The 18,159-nt window shown below is 40.3% G+C and carries 13 protein-coding genes; all 13 read right to left on the bottom strand.

Features of this window, described 5'->3' with window-relative positions:
* Positions 1-43 precede the first annotated feature (43 nt).
* Positions 44-1,999, bottom strand: a complete 1,956-nt coding sequence (locus tag PGY05_RS07855) for a polysaccharide biosynthesis protein (protein ID WP_270205540.1) — start codon at positions 1,997-1,999, stop codon at positions 44-46.
* Positions 2,000-2,065: 66 nt separating this feature from the next.
* Entirely contained in the window at positions 2,066-3,643 is a 1,578-nt protein-coding gene (locus PGY05_RS07850) for a hypothetical protein (RefSeq protein WP_270205539.1), read from the bottom strand.
* 138 nt (positions 3,644-3,781) lie between these two features.
* On the bottom strand, positions 3,782-7,117 hold the full coding sequence (locus PGY05_RS07845; RefSeq protein WP_270205538.1) for a glucosaminidase domain-containing protein: 3,336 nt from the start codon (positions 7,115-7,117) through the stop codon (positions 3,782-3,784).
* 159 nt (positions 7,118-7,276) lie between these two features.
* Positions 7,277-9,622, bottom strand: coding sequence for a GH25 family lysozyme (locus PGY05_RS07840; RefSeq protein ID WP_270205537.1), 2,346 nt, complete (start codon positions 9,620-9,622; stop codon positions 7,277-7,279).
* A gap of 32 nt (positions 9,623-9,654) precedes the next feature.
* Positions 9,655-10,449, bottom strand: coding sequence for a glycosyltransferase (locus PGY05_RS07835; protein ID WP_055156542.1), 795 nt, complete (start codon positions 10,447-10,449; stop codon positions 9,655-9,657).
* 5 nt (positions 10,450-10,454) lie between these two features.
* Positions 10,455-10,871 carry a GtrA family protein gene (locus tag PGY05_RS07830; RefSeq protein WP_270205536.1) on the bottom strand — a complete coding sequence of 139 codons (417 nt, stop codon included), beginning with the start codon at positions 10,869-10,871 and terminating at the stop codon, positions 10,455-10,457.
* Between the two features lie 7 nt (positions 10,872-10,878).
* A complete protein-coding gene (locus tag PGY05_RS07825) occupies positions 10,879-11,823 on the bottom strand; it encodes a glycosyltransferase family 2 protein (RefSeq protein ID WP_117556368.1) in 945 nt (314 codons plus the stop codon).
* An 18-nt stretch (positions 11,824-11,841) separates the two neighbouring features.
* A complete protein-coding gene (locus PGY05_RS07820; protein WP_117556370.1) occupies positions 11,842-12,753 on the bottom strand; it encodes a nucleotidyltransferase family protein in 912 nt (303 codons plus the stop codon).
* Positions 12,754-12,907: 154 nt separating this feature from the next.
* Complete coding sequence (gene rfbC / locus PGY05_RS07815; RefSeq protein WP_270205535.1) at positions 12,908-13,519, bottom strand: dTDP-4-dehydrorhamnose 3,5-epimerase; 612 nt, start codon at positions 13,517-13,519, stop codon at positions 12,908-12,910.
* Positions 13,520-13,535: 16 nt separating this feature from the next.
* Complete coding sequence (rfbD, locus tag PGY05_RS07810) at positions 13,536-14,477, bottom strand: dTDP-4-dehydrorhamnose reductase (RefSeq protein ID WP_117556372.1); 942 nt, start codon at positions 14,475-14,477, stop codon at positions 13,536-13,538.
* 22 nt (positions 14,478-14,499) lie between these two features.
* A complete protein-coding gene (gene rfbB, locus PGY05_RS07805; RefSeq protein ID WP_270475631.1) occupies positions 14,500-15,519 on the bottom strand; it encodes a dTDP-glucose 4,6-dehydratase in 1,020 nt (339 codons plus the stop codon).
* Between the two features lie 19 nt (positions 15,520-15,538).
* Complete coding sequence (rfbA, locus tag PGY05_RS07800; RefSeq protein ID WP_055156554.1) at positions 15,539-16,435, bottom strand: glucose-1-phosphate thymidylyltransferase RfbA; 897 nt, start codon at positions 16,433-16,435, stop codon at positions 15,539-15,541.
* Positions 16,436-16,972: 537 nt separating this feature from the next.
* Complete coding sequence (locus tag PGY05_RS07795) at positions 16,973-18,154, bottom strand: MerR family transcriptional regulator (protein WP_270205534.1); 1,182 nt, start codon at positions 18,152-18,154, stop codon at positions 16,973-16,975.
* Positions 18,155-18,159: the final 5 nt, after the last annotated feature.

Raw genomic sequence — 18,159 nt, 5'->3', positions numbered from 1 at the left:
AAGATTATATCAAATACTCGCATCTTTGTCAAATCTGCCCACTTTATATACCACTGTGTTTTTCATCTACAATGGGTCCTTCATGACTGATCCTCCCTAAACTGACCAGTTTCTGAAAAGCCTCACTGTCTCTTTTTTTATCTTCCGGTCTGATATGATAAGTAGAAATCATATCTGCAACTTTTTCTTTAATATCCGGACTTTCTTCCATTGCTGCCTTTTCCAGCTCTCGCAGCTGGCTGAGGAAATGTACTTCATCGAACTCAAGAGGTTTGCCGATAAAAATCAGGTTGTTCGCTGTTTTCTGTAGTCCCTCTTCTTTTGTCAGCAATTCCTCATACAGCTTTTCCCCCGGTCTAAGACCGGTATACTTGATCTCCATATTCACACCAAGTGTATATCCGGAAAGTCGGATCAGATTCTTTGCCAGATCAGCAATCTTCACAGGCTCTCCCATATCCAGCACAAAGATTTCTCCGCCATGGGCATAAGCTCCCGCCTGAAGTACCAGTGAAACTGCTTCCGGTATCGTCATAAAATAACGGATAATATCCGGATGCGTAACTGTCACAGGACCTCCTGCCTCCATCTGTTTTTTAAACAGCGGAATAACGCTTCCATTACTTCCCAACACATTCCCGAATCGTACGATCACGTATTCTGTTCTGGAATATTTGCTGAAGGTCTGTACGATCATTTCACACATACGTTTCGATGCACCCATGATATTGGTAGGGTTTACTGCTTTATCCGTAGAGATCAGTACAAATTTCTTTACCCCGTACTTGTCCGCAGCTCTTGCTGTCTTATAAGTACCAAACACATTGTTTTTAATGGCTTCATTCGGGCTGTCTTCCATAAGTGGCACGTGTTTATGGGCTGCCGCATGAAAAACAACATCCGGTCGATAATGCTCCATGACGCTTTCAATTCGACTTGTATTTCGAACAGAACCTATCAGTACTTCCAACTTCAGATTTGGATACTTACGAACCAGCTCCTGCTGAATGTCATAGGCATTGTTCTCATAGATATCAAAAATGATAAGAAGCTTTGGATTGTGGGAAGCGATCTGACGGCATAATTCACTTCCGATGGAGCCGCCGCCTCCCGTAACCAATACTCTTTTATTTCTCACATACTGCCCAACGCTTTCCATATCAATTTCAATAGTATCTCTTCCGAGAAGGTCTTCGATGGATACTTCCCGCAGGTTTGACACTCCTACATCGTCATTGATCAGCTGATACATTCCCGGTAATATCTTAAGTTTACAATCTGTAAGATTACAGATTCTTAAGATATCTCTGGTATTTTTTGTTCCTGCCGAAGGAATTGCAAGGATAATTTCTTCTGCATCATACTTCTTTGCTGCTTCCTGAATCTTATCTCTTCCTCCGACAATGCGGATTCCATGAATGTATTTTCCTTTTTTGGAAGGATTATCATCAATCACGCAGACAACCTTCTGATTCAGGTATTTACTGCTTTTTAATTCTTTGATGATCATATTTCCGGCTTCGCCGGCACCGATCACAATGGTGTTACGGCTATGCCTGGTTGATTTCTTCAATCCATTTTCCATGGTATGCAAAATGCGATAAGAAAATCGAGTGATGATCGTTGTGATACTTAACAAAATAAAATAGAAGAAATAATAACTTCTCGGAACCTGCAGATACAACAAACTGAAACCGAAAGCCTGAAAGACCGTTGACAGCATTGTTGCACCAAGAATGGCAAGCATCTCATTCATGCTGGCATAAGACCATACCCTGTTATACAGATTAAGTACTAAAAAAATGACTACTGTTGTGATAACATTGATGACCATATAGCTCTCGACACTGTACATATACTCTGCCGGTACCCAGATATTATCCAATTTAAAACGCAAAATAATTGCCAGATACGAATCCAGGATCACACTTAAGATATCTACAATAAACAGTGCGATCATCCGACTTCTGGAATTTTGCAATCCCCATGTTTTTTTCATAAGCGACCTCCATTTGTACAACATAATACTGTCACAAAATATTACCGTTCTCTAACCAATCTCCGCTTAGTTATATAACTCATATACATATGCCTTTTCATCCTGATACAATTCCTTTGAATTTTTAAGTCCGGTTAATTTCTGTATCTTTTCTAAGCATTTTTCAGGATCCATGGTTACCTTTTCACCGAGATCATCATATTTTTTATCAAGTATTCGATCCAAATATACAACTAATTTGGAATTTTCTATTGAAACGTCCGGTACTTTTATATCCAGATCTTTGTAATACATTTGATATAAACGTTGGTAATTCTGTAATTCTAACCCTTCGTTAATCATTATATAAGACGTTGTATAAACATACAAGCATGTTGTATCTGCATATTCTTTACTGATTGCAATATTATTTTCTCCTTCCGGATATAAATAACAAGGATCATTTACATAATACGTCAAGCCTCCTATCAGCATCATTGAAATAACCATTGCAATCTGAATCTTTGCTTTACTTTTTATCCATAACTTATAGATAAAATAAAGCAGGTAGCAAAACAGCAGAGACAGAAAAGGAAATAAATTCATGATATACCTGTTCACCTGCCATGGCGAGATTTTTGCTGAAATAACAAATACAAAAGCACAAGTAAGTATTATATCACAGATCAAATATGTTTCTCTTTTTACTTTTACATAAACAGTTTTTGTGTGTTCTTTATTATTCACTGCAATTTCATAGTGATCTGCATGATATTGCAGCTTCATTTCCCACAAAACCTGTGTGATAAGATATGCAAGAATTCCAAGGCAGCAGACAATCAGAAGCAGCATGAAGACACCGCCGAACATCTCTTCACTGACTATAACCCAGAATTTTCTGATTCGTGACGTCCAATCTGAAAAATTATGCATATTCTGAAGTGTTTTCTGGCTATGGCTCACTCCTGTACCCGTCAGATTCTTAAGAATTGCAGGGTATAACGCAACAGCACAAACTCCGCCAACGCCTCCGCTCACTACATATTTTCCGGTCATTTTAAAGTCTTTTCGCATGATCATCCAGATCATCTGAAAGATCACCATAGGAAATGCAAAAATCACAAAATAGTAATGTGTAAATACACCGCCAAAAGTAGCAAGCAAAATACTGATCAAATTTTTCATTTTGATTTTTCTTGATGCCATCATTTCCAAATGTTCATATGCGAAAATGGTACACCACATGGTTAATAACATATACATTCGAATATATGTCACCATATTTACCGCTGCAATACTAAATCCAAAAAACAAAACCGGAAAGAAAGCAAAATATTTATCTTTTTTGATTAATTTCCCTATTTTATACAAAAATATAATTGTTACTGCATAATACAACAAGTTAGGAATGAGACCAAACCATTTACTGAATTGTCCCGGAAAGCATGAACTGATTGCATGCAAAACCATATAAAAAAGAGGTGGATGGGAATCATGGGTCTGATTATAGATAACAGATCCAAATTTGAAGGCTTCTCCCTCATTGACTGTCATATATTCCTTAAACATATCCGGACTGATTTCCGAATTATCTAATGCTCCATCTTCCCAGATCTGTGCGTGGTAATAACTGTTAGAAAGTCCATAGGACCATAACTCATCCACAAAATATCCTTTTTTCATATCACAATAAAAAATCATAAAAATGATCTGTATAAGCAGAACACATATGAATATAATATGACTGCTCTTATCTCTCAAAAACTTTTTCATATTCCTACCTTTCCATTGATGCCTGTATTTTTATTTTTTGACAAATGCTTCTTTGCCCATTTCCGGAGCAGTATCTCCCTTTGTAACAACTTTGATCTCGATTGCTTCTATTCTTTTTGAAAGTCCTTCTGTACCTGCAGGATTACCATTTTTTGTCCATCCGAGCCAGCCATAATCCTGTGCGTGGACACGGTAATACACATCACATGATTCAGAAAGCGTTCCGGTAAGATTAATCTTGATCGCTTCTACTCGTTTTCCTTTTCCAGTGGTTCCGGCAAGGGCTCCGTCTTTTACAGACTTCTGCCAGCCGATATCCTGTACATGGGCACTATATTCCACACTTCCCTCTGCTTTTTGACCTGACAGGGATATTTTGATTGCTTCTACTCGTTTACTTTCCCCGGTAGTTCCGGCAAGAGCCCCGTCTTTTACATTATTCTGCCAGCCAATATCCTGTACATGAGCAGAATAGACGATGGAGGTCCATTTTTTGCTGAAGCACTGTTCCGTTGTTCCCGGAGCCTGTGCACCTTTTTTTACAATTTTAATCTGAATGGCTTCTACACGGTAACCATAGCCTTCGGTTCCGGCAGACTCTCCATTCTTGGCCCATCCCATCCAGCCGAAATTCTGCGCATGGACACGGTAATAGATATCATATCTTTCTTCCATTTCTTCTGTCAGTCTGATTTTTACAGCTTCTAGCCTCTTCTGGCCATTTGCGGTGCCGCTTACTTCACCTTCTTCTTTCCAGCTGTCCCAGCCAATATCCTGTATATGTGACATATATAGAATGGTTCCTGCGTAGCCTTTATCACGCAAATTAACTTTGATTCCACCTAAAGCCAAGGACTTTCCTGTTGTACCGCTGGTTTCTCCATTTTCAACCGGACTCATCCATCCTTCACCATTGACATATGCAGTATAAGAAACGGTCGGATCCTTCTCTACAAATGCATTTTCTGTACTTCCGGGAGCATCCATTCCCTTTTTGCCTGCAACGATCTGGATGGCTTCTGCCTGGCAGTCATAACCTTTAGTTCCTGACTCCTCATCATTCTTTGCCCAGCCAAGCCAGCCATAATTGCTTGTATAAACACGATAGTAAATATCGTAATTCTCTGCCTGCGTTCCTTTTAATCTGATTTTAATAGCTTCGATTCTTTTTGGATTGTCATTTGCTGTCGATTCCTTTCCATCTGCAGAATATTCCTGCCAGCCTGCATTTGGCACATAAGTTGAATATTCCACATTAAGGTCTGCAAGATTGGCATTAATCTTTATACTTTGGATTGCTTTTGACAAACCTACTGTACCACTTTGTTCTCCATTTTTCACCTGACCGGTCCAGCCAAGATCCTGCACAGAAGTACTGTAAGAAAGGAGGTCTTTATTCTCAACATCTACATCCTTTTCTTTTTTCAGCAATACGATCTGGATTGCCTGTAAATCCTTCGATTCTCCGGTTGTTCCTGCAATCTCATCTGTTGTGACATAATTCTGCCATCCATCATTTGCCACATGGGCACGATATAAGATCTGGTATTCGTCTTTCTTTTCGCCTGTCAGACGAATCTGAACTGCCTGTATTGCTTTGCTCTGCCCGGTTGTTCCTGCCTGTTCACCGTCTGCAACATAATCCTGCCAACCATCATCCGCCACATGGGCACGATATTCGATACCCAGACCATCAATTCCTGATATCTGCATTTTCATGGCCTGCATTGCGTATCCAAGGCCTACAGTACCTGCCTTTTCACCATTTCCAGTTTCATCTAACCATCCAAGATTTGTTACGTGTGCCGAAACAGATAAAGCATCCTTCACTTCATCCGGTACTGCTACCGGCTCTACCTCTTCCCCTGTATCCGGCTTGTTATTTTCAGGCGGCTTCACATTTGAAGAAGATCCGTTTCCTTTCTGAATAAGTGAAATGTAATCTGCACTGGCATATCCATACATATCCTGAAAATTATAGTTACCGGTACTGCTGTCTACTCCGTTTCTTCCCTCTGTAAGGACACCATCGCTCTGAACCCGGTAAAATCCATTCGCTGCTTCACCATTATCCAAAAGTAAAAATGCATACTGTGACTGAGCAGCTGTCTTATACAGCACATCAGAAGAAGTATTGCTTTCTTTTCTGACATTCAGTGTGGTATGTTCACTGTTTATCAGATCCTTTATTCCAATGGAATATTTTCCATAATCTTTTGATCCATTTGTCCTGTCGAGGCTCCACATCAAATTGGCGATCTTCTCACCCCAAAACGGATCGGATGCATAGTGGACGTTAATTCCACTTCCTTTATTACCCAGATAGGCTCCTTTATAGGTTCCACATCCCGGTCTTAAATATTGCTTCGACATATAAGTTTCCGCAAAATCCTTGAGACAGGTAGAGACATCCTTGTAACTATTGGCACTCTCTCCAGGAGAGGTATCTACAGCATTTAAACCGAAAAGATTATTCTTTTCCTTTGCAATACTGCTCTTTCCCCATCCACTCTCAAGGGCTGCTGTTCCTGCCATCATCAGGGCATTTACACCGTATGTATCCTGATTTTTCACAAACTGTGCACCGGTATCCCACATTTTAGAGTCCGAATCAGTCTTTGCATTGATGATAGAATTCAATTCATCTGCACTATAATTGCTCTGACTGCGAAGCGGCAGATACTGAAAATAATTATAATATGGAGCAGACGGATTCACAGAATGTGAACGGTCACCGTTTTGATAATCTTCCAGCATATTTTCAAAATTATCGTAGGTGTAAAAATAATGTCCGTCATAACTATAATAATCGGTGCCCTCTGCAAGATACTCTGGTGCCGGTCCATTGTCCAGACAGGCATTATAATCATTATTCGTTACGTTTCCAACGATATTATGATAGAGTCTTCCGGATGAGACCTGATAACAACTAAGGGATTCAACCTGGGAAATATCTACGACCTGTACTTCATCCGGATCGATTTCTCCGATCACGCCTGAAAGCATAAACCGCACTTTTCCATCGCTGGTTCCAAGATAAGCAGCGTCCGCACCGTACGCACCGCAGGTATATCCCTGGGCGCCGGTTTCTGCTTCTGTGTATTCTGTAACCACAGCACCTTTTGTATTAAAATTGACGATTTGGGCAGAAGAAGATCTTGCCATTCGAATACTTTTGTCTTCTTCAACTAATCCTATTTCCGGTTCTATTTCATACACGTTTCCATATTCGTCTGTTTCTATCAGCTTTTCTTCGACTTTCTGAGGTTCTTCTTCGGCATATACACGAAGCGGCATCTCTGTCATTCCTGTTATCACAGCACCTGCCATAAAAAGTGCAGCCATTTGCTTTGCTTTCTTTCCCATAGTATTCTCCTTACTTATTCATCAGATCCCCCACTGTTTCAGTCTTAGTATAGCACCCACATTCTTAGAGTAGCAACATTTTTATAACTTTCAAGGCAGAGAAACGCTGAAGTTCATGGCAAATCACTTCAGCGTCTCTTCTATTCCTTATGCTTCTTTTTATCCTTCTGTCTTCGGCACAAGTTTAATCTCCAAGGATTCCAGTCTGTATCCCTTGCCTGTAGTCCCGGCTTCTTTTCCATCTTTTACCCACTCCAGCCAGCCAAGTTCTTCAACCTGTGCACGATAATAAATATCGTAATGATCCGCCATCTCACCGGTCAGTTTTATCTTAACCGCTTCCATTTGGAGTTTTTCTCCGACTGTACCGGATATCTCGCCATCTTTTTTCCAGTCCTGCCAGCCAATATTCTGAACATGGGCGCTATAGGTAACGTCTCCCGAATACAATGGCTTATATAAATCCAGTTTCAAAGCCTCCATGCGGAGTCCCTGACCAACGGTTCCGATCGTCTCTCCATTATAGACCTCATCCTGCCAGCCTATATTTTGAACATGGGCACTGTAAACAGCCTGGGTATCAAAGGTTTTTGAGGAAGTTCCTACCGGTGTCAGTCCTTCTCCGTCTTTACGAACCAGAGCAATCTTTATTGCTTCCATCCGATAACCATAGTTAACCGTTCCTGCAATTTCTCCATTCTTCGCCCAGTCAAGCCAGCCAAAGTTCTGGACATGGACGCGGTAATACACATTATATTCCTTTTCTATCTCACCGGTCAGCCAGATTTTTATTGCTTCAATCCTCTTATTCTGTCCGGTTGTCCCTGCCGTTTCTCCATTTGAAACTTCTGATTGCCATCCAATATCTTCCACATGGGTACTATAATGAATGTCTCCTGAAAATCCACGACCAGACAAACTTATTTGCAAAGCTTCCAGACGCTGGTTTTTCCCGATCGTTCCTGCTGTTTCCTGATTGCAGCAAGTCGGCTGCCAACCTACATTTTGCACATGGGCGGTATATTTAACTGACGGCTTATTCCACTCTTCGTTAAAACGATACGCATCTGCCGTTTCTCCAGGAGCAGCGCTTCCCTTTGGCAAAACAGCAATCTGTACTGCCTCTATTGCATAGCCATACTCTTCTGTTCCGGCTTTCTCTCCATTTTTCGCCCAGCCAAGCCAGCCAAAATTACTGCTATGTACCCGGTAATAAATATTGTAATTCTCTGCATCATCTCCGGTCAGATTAAGTTTAATAGCCTCCAGAGCTCTGCTCTGGCCTTCTGTGCCAAGCATTGCGCCGGTTTGAACTTCATCAGTCCATCCATACCCAGCCACAAGTCCGGTATAACTTACTCCCAGATTTTCGCTGTTTGTCTGGATTTTCAGTGCCTCCAGACGCAGGCTCTTTCCGATTGTTCCAAGGGCATGCCCGTTTTTCTTCCAGTCTGTCCAGCCAACATTTTGAATATTTGCACAATAGCTGATAAGGTCGGTATCACCTACTTCTACAACCGGTGTATTCACATCTGCATCACTTAACAGATCGCCATAGTAAAAGCTGACATCCACATCTGTACTGATTCCATCCACCTGTGCCTTGCTGGTGCACTGCCACATATCATAATTCCCGTTATAATCACATTGATAATTATACTGTGCCACCCAGCGATGCCAGTTGTTATAGACACTGCCTGTCAGGTAATTGTTCCACCAATTCAGATTCGCATACACACCTACCTGATATCCTGCATTGCTGATCTTATTGCAAAAGGTTTCAGCAAACTTCTGGATCGTGTCATTTCCAAGGCTGACCTGGCTGTTATCCTCCAGATCATAATACACCGGATATGCCAGATTGTATCCCTTGATCAGTCGCAGTACGTGATCCGCTTCACTTTCGGCTTCCGTTGTATTCTCAGCGTAAGAATAGATATAAACTCCGAAAGGAATTCCTAATCTTGTACACTCAGATACGTTATACTGCCATTTTTTATCATCTTGATAAGAAACATCATTTCCATATCCAACACGGAGAATTGCAAAATCGACATCTGAGTTCTTTACTTTTTCCCAGTCAATATCTTGGTTGTGTTCACTCACGTCGATGACCTTTCCGATTGCCCCCTCAACCGGTTCTCCCTGTGAATTATAGCAAACGCCATTGATTTTTTTATAGGCATTCGATGTATCACTGATGGCATATGCACTGGCTGACCTCTTTTGGATCGGCTGTCCGTTGGAATATCGGAAACTGTTCTCCACAAATCCGCTCTGATCCCTCAGTCCTGCACTCTCTGCTGTTTCGTCTGAAACAGTTTCTGCTTCATCTGATACATTCTCTGTTTCATTTGCTACATCTTCCGATTCATTTAGCAGCTCTGCTGTTTCGTTTGATACATTTTCTGTTTCATTTGGCACATCTTCTGCCAGAACTGCCATTGGCTGACTTCCTATAAAAATTACTGCCATCAGCACTGCAAATATTCTATTTATTTTCATTTACTTACTCCGCCATTCTAAACTGTCTGTTCCTAATTGTAAGTATCATAAGCCTTTTTGTAAAAAACCATAATGATCTTTGTTAAAAAAGAAGGCCAGAATTTATTAAACATATCGGTATCTTCTTTGATTCTTCTGTGATCGACGATAAATTCCTTGCTTGTTGCCCCGTCATGAATTCGATAATAAATGATAGGTGTATCACAATAAGCAAAATGTGAATTTTTAATCTCTGCACATTTCAAAAAAGTATCCCAGTCAATACAGAACTTCATCTTGGAAGTAAAGATTGGAAGTCCTACCACACTTTTATTATAGGTAACTCCCGGACAGCAGATGCTGTTCCCCAGAGATAGAATCCTTCTTCTCCACCACTTTGAGGCAGCAAGTTTTTTACATCTCATAGGCTGTCTCAAAAACTTCCGGAGCTTACTGTTTATATCTCGCTTTCCGACTTTTCCGCCTTTCAGAGGCAGATAATCTGCGATAAAGATCGACATCTTTTCATCCGGAATATGTTTCAAAAGTTCTTCCACATAATGTTCATTATACACATCATCCTGATGCGCAACTGTCACATAATTCGTTTTTGTACATGCAACAGAAAAATTCCAGTCATCACAAATATCGCTCTTTCCTTCCCTTACATAATAGGGAAGGTCATATTTTTTTGCCATATTCTCGATAAACTCACAAGGTGTCGACGTACAAACGATAATATTACTTTTTACCTTCTGGTTTACAAGCGATTTGATGCAGCTTTCCAGATACGGCGATTCCTTGTATGCACACACTGCAAATGTGTGATCTGTATTTTGATATTCCATTCCATTTATCCCTTCTTAGCAAATGTCCAAAATTTATTCATCAAAAAATTAATCGGCGTTGTGATCATAATATTGATAATCGGTGCCACAGCCTGTGATATTCCCAGGATGTTAACCTGTAAATAAAGTAAAAGAGTACTGAGGATGAAGCTGAATCCATAAGAAATATAGGTTTTTACCAAGGATTCTTTTTTATTGCCACTCTCTTTTGCTTCTTCTTTAAATACGAATTTGCTGTTCCAATAATATGCATTCAGCGTTCCTGTCACAAATCCAAGTGCATTCGCGATGAGATAATACACACCAAAAAATGTAAACAAATAATAAGTTGCCAGTGAAACAACTGTATTACTTACTCCTACCATGCCAAATTTAATAAACTGGACTCCGATTTTATCCCATAATTCTTTTAATTTCTGCATTCTACTTCTACCCTAAGAATTTTTCTACTCTGAAGCGTGGTCTTCCTTTTGCTTCCATATAAATCTTTCCAATATACTCTCCGACAACGCCAAGACCTAATAAGATGAGTCCTCCAAAAAGCCAGATGGAAATAACGATGGTTGCCCAGCCCGAAACTGTGTTTCCTCTGACTGCTCCGATAATAAACCAGATGATCATCAGCGCACTGGCGCATAAGGCTCCTACACCGAGAGTTGTGATCAGACGGATTGGTTTAATACTGAATGAAGTAATTCCATCAATAGCAAAGGCAAGCATTTTTTTCAGCGGATATTTGGATTCTCCGGCAAAACGTTCTTTTCTTGCATATTCTACGGTATCGCTTTTGTACCCGATCAGTGGAACGATTCCACGCAGAAACAGATTTACTTCTTTATATTCAGATAAGGCATCTAATACGGTTTTACTCATCAGTCGATAGTCTGCATGGTTAAATACGATGTCTACTCCCATCGCCTGCATGATCTTGTAAAATCCTTCTGCAGTCGTTTTTTTGAAGAACGTATCCGTTGCACGGGAATTTCTGACTCCATATACAACTTCACAGCCTTCTTTGTATTTTTCAACAAATTTGTCTACTACATCGATGTCATCCTGTAGATCCGCATCCATGGTAATCGCCATATCACACAGATCTTTTACTGTCATAAGACCGGCCAGAACTGCGAACTGATGACCTCTGTTGTGTGCCAGCTTGACACCGCCAATTCTCGGATTCTCACTGTGATATTTTTCGATGAGTTCCCATGTTTTGTCTTTTGATCCGTCGTCTACAAAAATAATTCTGCTCTTTTCGGAAACAGCACCAGCTGTAATCATTGTTTCCAGCTTATTGCTCAGTTCTTTTTGCGTTTCCGGAAGAACCGCTTCTTCGTTGTAGCAAGGAACTACTATATATAATACATCACCCATTTATTCTTTTCCTCTTCCTTAATTCTCTGGATATAGCCCTTTTTCTATCAGAGCTTTTACTTCTCTTACGACAAGGTCTTTGTCTTCTTTATAGGTAACCCCAAACCACTTGTCATGGGATTTTAACACTTTTACCGAAACCTGATCTTTTTCCAGAAGATCTCCGATAATGGTCGGAAGCAGATATTCTCCTTTCAGATTGCCTGCTTCTTGTTTGTCAAGGAATTCAGCAAAACCACTCTCTAAAATACCAAAAAATTCTGGTGTAAGTCCCCACATATTCATAGAAACCGGAGTATCCGCATTAATGATTTCTTCCTTTCCATCAGCTAAAACTGCGGCACCTGTTTCTGTTTTCACGATATTGGAGGTTTCCACGATCTTGGTCAGCATCTGGTTCTCATCCACCTTGCAGACTCCTCGTGTCACACCGCCATTCTCACTCAATGTATTCTTAAGAACAAAGCCTACCATGCTGATCTGCATCTTGTCTGACTTCTCTTCTTCCTTTGTCAGTTCACGAAAAGCTTCTGCATAAGCTTCTTTTCCATAATAATCATCCGCATTTATTACAAGGAATGGTTCTTTTACTACATCCTTACAGCATAAAATGGCCTGACCGGTTCCCCAAGGTTTCGTTCTTCCGGCAAACTTTTCTTTATATTCTGCCGGTATATCATCCACCTCCTGGAAAGCATACTCGACTTTGATTTTTTTCTCGATACGGTCTCCGATAATTCTACGGAAATCTTCCTCCAAGTCTTTTCTGATAACGAAAACAACTTTATCAAAACCTGCCTGTATTGCATCATAAATGGAATAGTCCATAATGATCTCGCCCTTTGGTCCTACCGGCTCTAACTGCTTAATGCCACCGCCAAATCTGCTTCCAATCCCAGCTGCCATAACAACTAATGTAGCTTTATTCATAATAATTCCTCCATTTGTATATAGCAAAATTTTAACATTTACCTCTGATTATAACACATACAAGGTTCAATTAAAACATTTTTCCTTTTTTTTAAGATTTTTCTCATAAAATGAAAATCCCCGGCACAACTCGTGCCGAGGATAAGTATTCCTGTTATTCAAATCGGAAGGTATCTTTCAAACCTTTCCATAATACATCTTTTTCACTTAAATTCAGTTTGGTTCCATCTGTCAATGTATAACCTTCGCCGCTTGCTGTACCATGATATTCTCCCGTCAGCTCCGGCCATTCGATGCCGATTTCCGGATCATTCCATGCAAGTCCGCCTTCATCTCCCGGATGATAAAAATCTGTACACTTGTAGCAGAATTCTGCCAGGTCAGATAACACCAGGAATCCGTGAGCGAATCCTTCCGGAATATAGAACTGTTTTTTATTTTCTTCTGTCAGTTCTACTCCAAACCATTTCCCATAGGTTTCGGATCCACTTCTCAAGTCCACAGCGACATCAAAAACGCTTCCTTTTACAACACGAACCAGTTTTCCCTGAGGAAACTGTTTCTGAAAATGCAGACCTCTGAGTACTCCTTTGGTAGAAGAAGACTGATTATCCTGTACAAAGGTCATTGTAAGTCCTGCTTCTTCCATATCTTTCTGATTGTAGGTCTCCATAAAATATCCGCGCGCATCACCGTGTACGGTTGGTTCGATCACGCAAAGTCCTTCGATTCCACCTGCATTTTTTTCTACTTTAATCTGTCCCATTTTTTCCGCTCCTTACCTAGAACTCAATTTCTTTCAAATATCTCTTCAAAGCATCCTGCCATGTCGGGAGAGGTGTAAAACCATTTTCCACCAGCTTCTTCTTATCTAATCTGCTGTTAAACGGTCGTTTTGCCTTGGAAACTCCGTATTCTTCCGTTGTAACCGGAAGCACTTTCACAGCATCCTCGGCATATTCTGTTCTTCCCATCTCTACGGCCTGTCGGAATATTTCCTTAGTAAAATCATACCAGCTGATATAGCCGCCTTCGTTTGTCGCATGATAATAACCATATTTGTCGGTTTCGATCATATCCACCAGCAAACGTGCCAAATCATAGGTATATGTCGGGGTACCGATCTGGTCATTTACAACTTTCAACGTATCATGTGTTTTTGCTACATTCAGCATCGTCTTAATGAAGTTCTTTCCATTTACTCCAAATACCCATGCAATACGAACGATAAAGTAGCGTTCAAGATTGCTGCTGACCGCCTGCTCACCTTCCAGCTTTGTCTGTCCGTAAACATTCAGGGGCTTATAAGCAGTGCAATCCGGCTGCCATGGTTCTGTTCCCTGTCCGTCAAATACATAGTCTGTGGAAATGTAAACCATCTTGCAGTCAAGCTTTTTGCAAACCTTTGCAATATTTTCTGTCCCTCCGGCATTGATAGCACGAACCTTTGCCATCTTATCCTCATCTTCTGCAAGATCTACCGCAGTCCATGCAGCACAGTGGATCACAACATCCGGTCTGCATTCTGTGAGAACTTTTTCTACTGCTTCTTTATCTGTAATATCTAAAGGAACATATGGCATTGTGGTAACAGCACTTCCGTCCTGCACTCCTGCATATTCCGGTGCAAGATCGGAACCGATGCCCTCATAGCCTCTTTTTTTCAATTCATTCATGACATCATGGCCAAGCTGACCTGCCACACCTGTTACAAATACTTTCATTCGACTATCGCTCCTACTATTCTTATCTGTTGCCATACATTTTTTCATAGTAATTCTGATATTCGCCGGAAATGATTGTCTCCCACCATTCCTTGTTATCTAAGTACCACTGAATGGTCTTTTTGATTCCATCTTCAAATTTGGTTTCCGGAAGCCATCCAAGTTCATTGTGGATCTTAGTTGGATCGATGGCGTAACGCATATCATGTCCTTTACGGTCGGTTACATGTGTGATCAGACTTTCCGGTTTTCCAAGTTCTTTGCAGATGATCTTTACGATGTCGATATTCTTCATTTCATTATGTCCGCCGACATTGTACACTTCTCCGACACGTCCTTTATGAATAATAAGGTCTATGGCACGGCAATGATCCTCAACATATAACCAGTCACGTACATTTAAGCCTTCTCCATAAACCGGAAGCGGCTTATCAGCTAATGCATTGGCGATCATCAGCGGAATCAGTTTTTCCGGGAAATGATATGGGCCATAGTTGTTGGAGCAACGGCTGATGGTTACAGGAAGTCCATAGGTTCTGTGATAAGCAAGAACCAGAAGGTCTGCTCCTGCCTTGGAACTGCTGTACGGAGAGCTTGTGTGGATCGGTGTTTCTTCTGTAAAGAAAAGGTCCGGTCTGTCCAGCGGAAGATCACCATATACTTCATCTGTACTTACCTGATGATATCTCTGGATTCCATATTTACGGCAGGCGTCCATCATAACAGCAGTTCCCTTGATATTGGTATCCAGGAATACTTCCGGATTCTCGATGGAACGGTCTACATGGGATTCTGCTGCGAAGTTTACAACCATGTCCGGATGTTCTTCTTCAAACAATTGATAAATTGCCTCTCTGTCGCAGATATCAATCTTACAGAAACGGAAGTTCGGATTATCCGTGACCGGTGCCAAAGTGGATAAGTTTCCTGCATATGTCAGCTTATCTACACATACAATTCGGTAGTCAGGATATTTTTCCAGCATATGAAATACAAAGTTACTTCCTATAAATCCGGCTCCTCCGGTTACAATTATCGTCATTCTTATTTCCTCATCTTTCTTAATACAAATGTTCCTGATATTTTCCATCTAATACATCTTTCAGGTACTGTCCATACTGATTTTTCTTTAAAACTTCATAAACCTCGAGAACTTCTTCCTTTGAAATCCATCCGTTCAGATATGCGATTTCCTCGAGACACGCGATTTTTCTATGCTGATGCTGCTCTACTGTCTTTACAAAATTCGTTGCATCTACCAGTGATTCATGGGTTCCTGTGTCAAGCCAGGTAAATCCCTGTCCAAGAAGTTCCACATTCAAGCTGTTATCTTCCAGATAAATGCGGTTCAGATCTGTGATTTCCAGTTCTCCTCTTGCACTTGGTTTTAAGTTCTTTGCGTATTCAACAACACGGTTATCGTAAAAATAAAGACCTGTTACACAATAATTACTCTTTGGATGTTCCGGCTTCTCTTCAATAGAGACAGCTTTTCCATTCTTATCAAACTCTACAATTCCAAAACGTTCCGGATCATCTACATAATATCCGAAAACGGTTGCCCCTTTTCCTGTTTCTGCATTTTCTACTGCGGCTTTTAATCTCTTCTTCAAGCCATGTCCGGCAAAAATATTATCTCCTAAAACCATTGCCACCGGCTCATCACCAATAAAGTCTGCTCCTATGATAAATGCCTGTGCCAGTCCATCCGGACTTGGCTGTACAGCATACTGAAGATTTACGCCAAACTGGTGTCCATCTCCTAACAGATCCTGAAATCTCGGTGTATCTGCAGGTGTCGAAATAATCAGAATATCTCTAATCCCCGCATTCATAAGCACTGACATTGGATAATAAATCATTGGTTTGTCATAAATCGGAAGTAGCTGTTTCGATGTTACCATGGTTAATGGATAAAGTCTTGTTCCTGATCCACCAGCAAGAATGATTCCTTTCATCTAAAATTCTCCTCTCTGTACACGATCTTGTCTGTATGCAGCAATTTAGTTCTATTATTTACAATTACTATTATAAAAGATGACGTTACGTTACCTTCAAGTCTTTTTTTATGATATATTTAAGGATCTAGATTAACACATATAATATAATTGTAGAATAGAAAAATGCAACATGTTGCAAAAATCTTTCGCAAGGAGGTTTTAAGATGGAGATTCACAAAGATTTTTATTTTGAAGCTGTTCTGAATGACTACCTTCGTAAAGATAATATGGATGTATTTGTGACTGGAAGATCTTCTTAACATTCTTTCCTAATTGAATCGGTGCAAAGATATGACATTAAAGGAAAAGCATATATTGAAACACCAAAGAAATTTACTATGAAACCTGGAATTCAGATTCTCTGATCAAGGCAGATTCTCTGATTTCACATTCCATACTTTCTTTGGAGATCCTGATTTCAGAAGTCTAGCCTCTTGACCGGATTTAATATTATTTATCCTGTTCTCAAGATAGAAGCAGACATTTTTGCACTGTTTATTTCCTGCAGACAAAAATGCCTGCTTCTTTTGTCACATCGTATCCTTTGCCAGCTTTTTGTTTTACATAATCTCTGAACTCCTGGTATCTGCTCAAGATGTATTGATTCTGATTGCCATGGCAGGAAAGGATATATGCGATCAACGGTTCTGCATCCTGAATTTCCAGCTTATCTTTATATTCCTGCCACGAAATTTCATGAAAATATGGTTTCAAGATTTCTTTTCCGTTTTCTTTCCCAAATTTCTCATACAGATTGTCAGCTGACAGTACAATCCGATTGTCAAATCCTTTTGCCAGCTCACTTACTTCTTTCATATGTTTTTTTCCATAGGTACTGCATATGAATCTTCCGGATTTCTTTAATACTCTTGCCACTTCCCTGCAGGTCTGACTCAGATCTTCACAATAAAACAGCATATGATTGGCGATCACCAGATCAAAGGTTTCTGCCACAAAGGGAATCTTTTCTGCATCTAGGATTTCAAATTCGAATCTCTTATCCTTTTGACCGATGTTTCTTCTGGCATCTCTTAACATACCCTCGGACAGGTCAGAAAGTGTTATGCTGATGCTGTCTGGTATTTTCTGTATATTCTCTTTCCAGAGCATTCCGTTTCCACAACCGATTTCTAAAACCTTCAGTCCATTTTTCAATTCAAGATTTCGATAGATCCAGGGGAACCATCCCTCTTTATTTACCGAATATAATCGGTGCAGGCGGATTCGGGAAGCAATATTGGTGGCATTTTGATACTGCTTCTTTACCGCATTTTCCATTCCTGTAAGATGAATCAGTTCCAGCATTTTGTTCCAGTTTACCGTATGATACTCTCTGATCTCACCGGAAGTATCTTCAATTGCCTTTTCAACCAGCTGCAATTGTTCGATCTTATCACGAACCAGTTTTAATTGTACTTCCAGCGAATCTGACAAAAAATGATAATCCATATCTCCGATAGTCATATTTTTGATATCATTCAGCGAAAAACCCAAAAACTTCAGCAGAAGTATCTGCTGAAGTCTTGTGAAATCCTCATCTGTATAAAAACGAGCTCCTGATTCATTTACAAAAGACGGTTTTAATATATCATGGCTGTCATAATATCTGATGGTACGCACGGTGACATGTGCCATACGGGCAAATTCTCCCGATGAATAAAATCCCTCTTTTTTCATTTATC

This window comes from Coprococcus sp. AF51-11b1 (assembly GCF_027682785.1).
Taxonomy (GTDB): domain Bacteria; phylum Bacillota; class Clostridia; order Lachnospirales; family Lachnospiraceae; genus Allocoprococcus; species Allocoprococcus comes.
The sequence above is the reverse complement of the archived record's forward strand: the minus strand, read 5'-3'. Positions and strand labels throughout refer to the sequence as shown.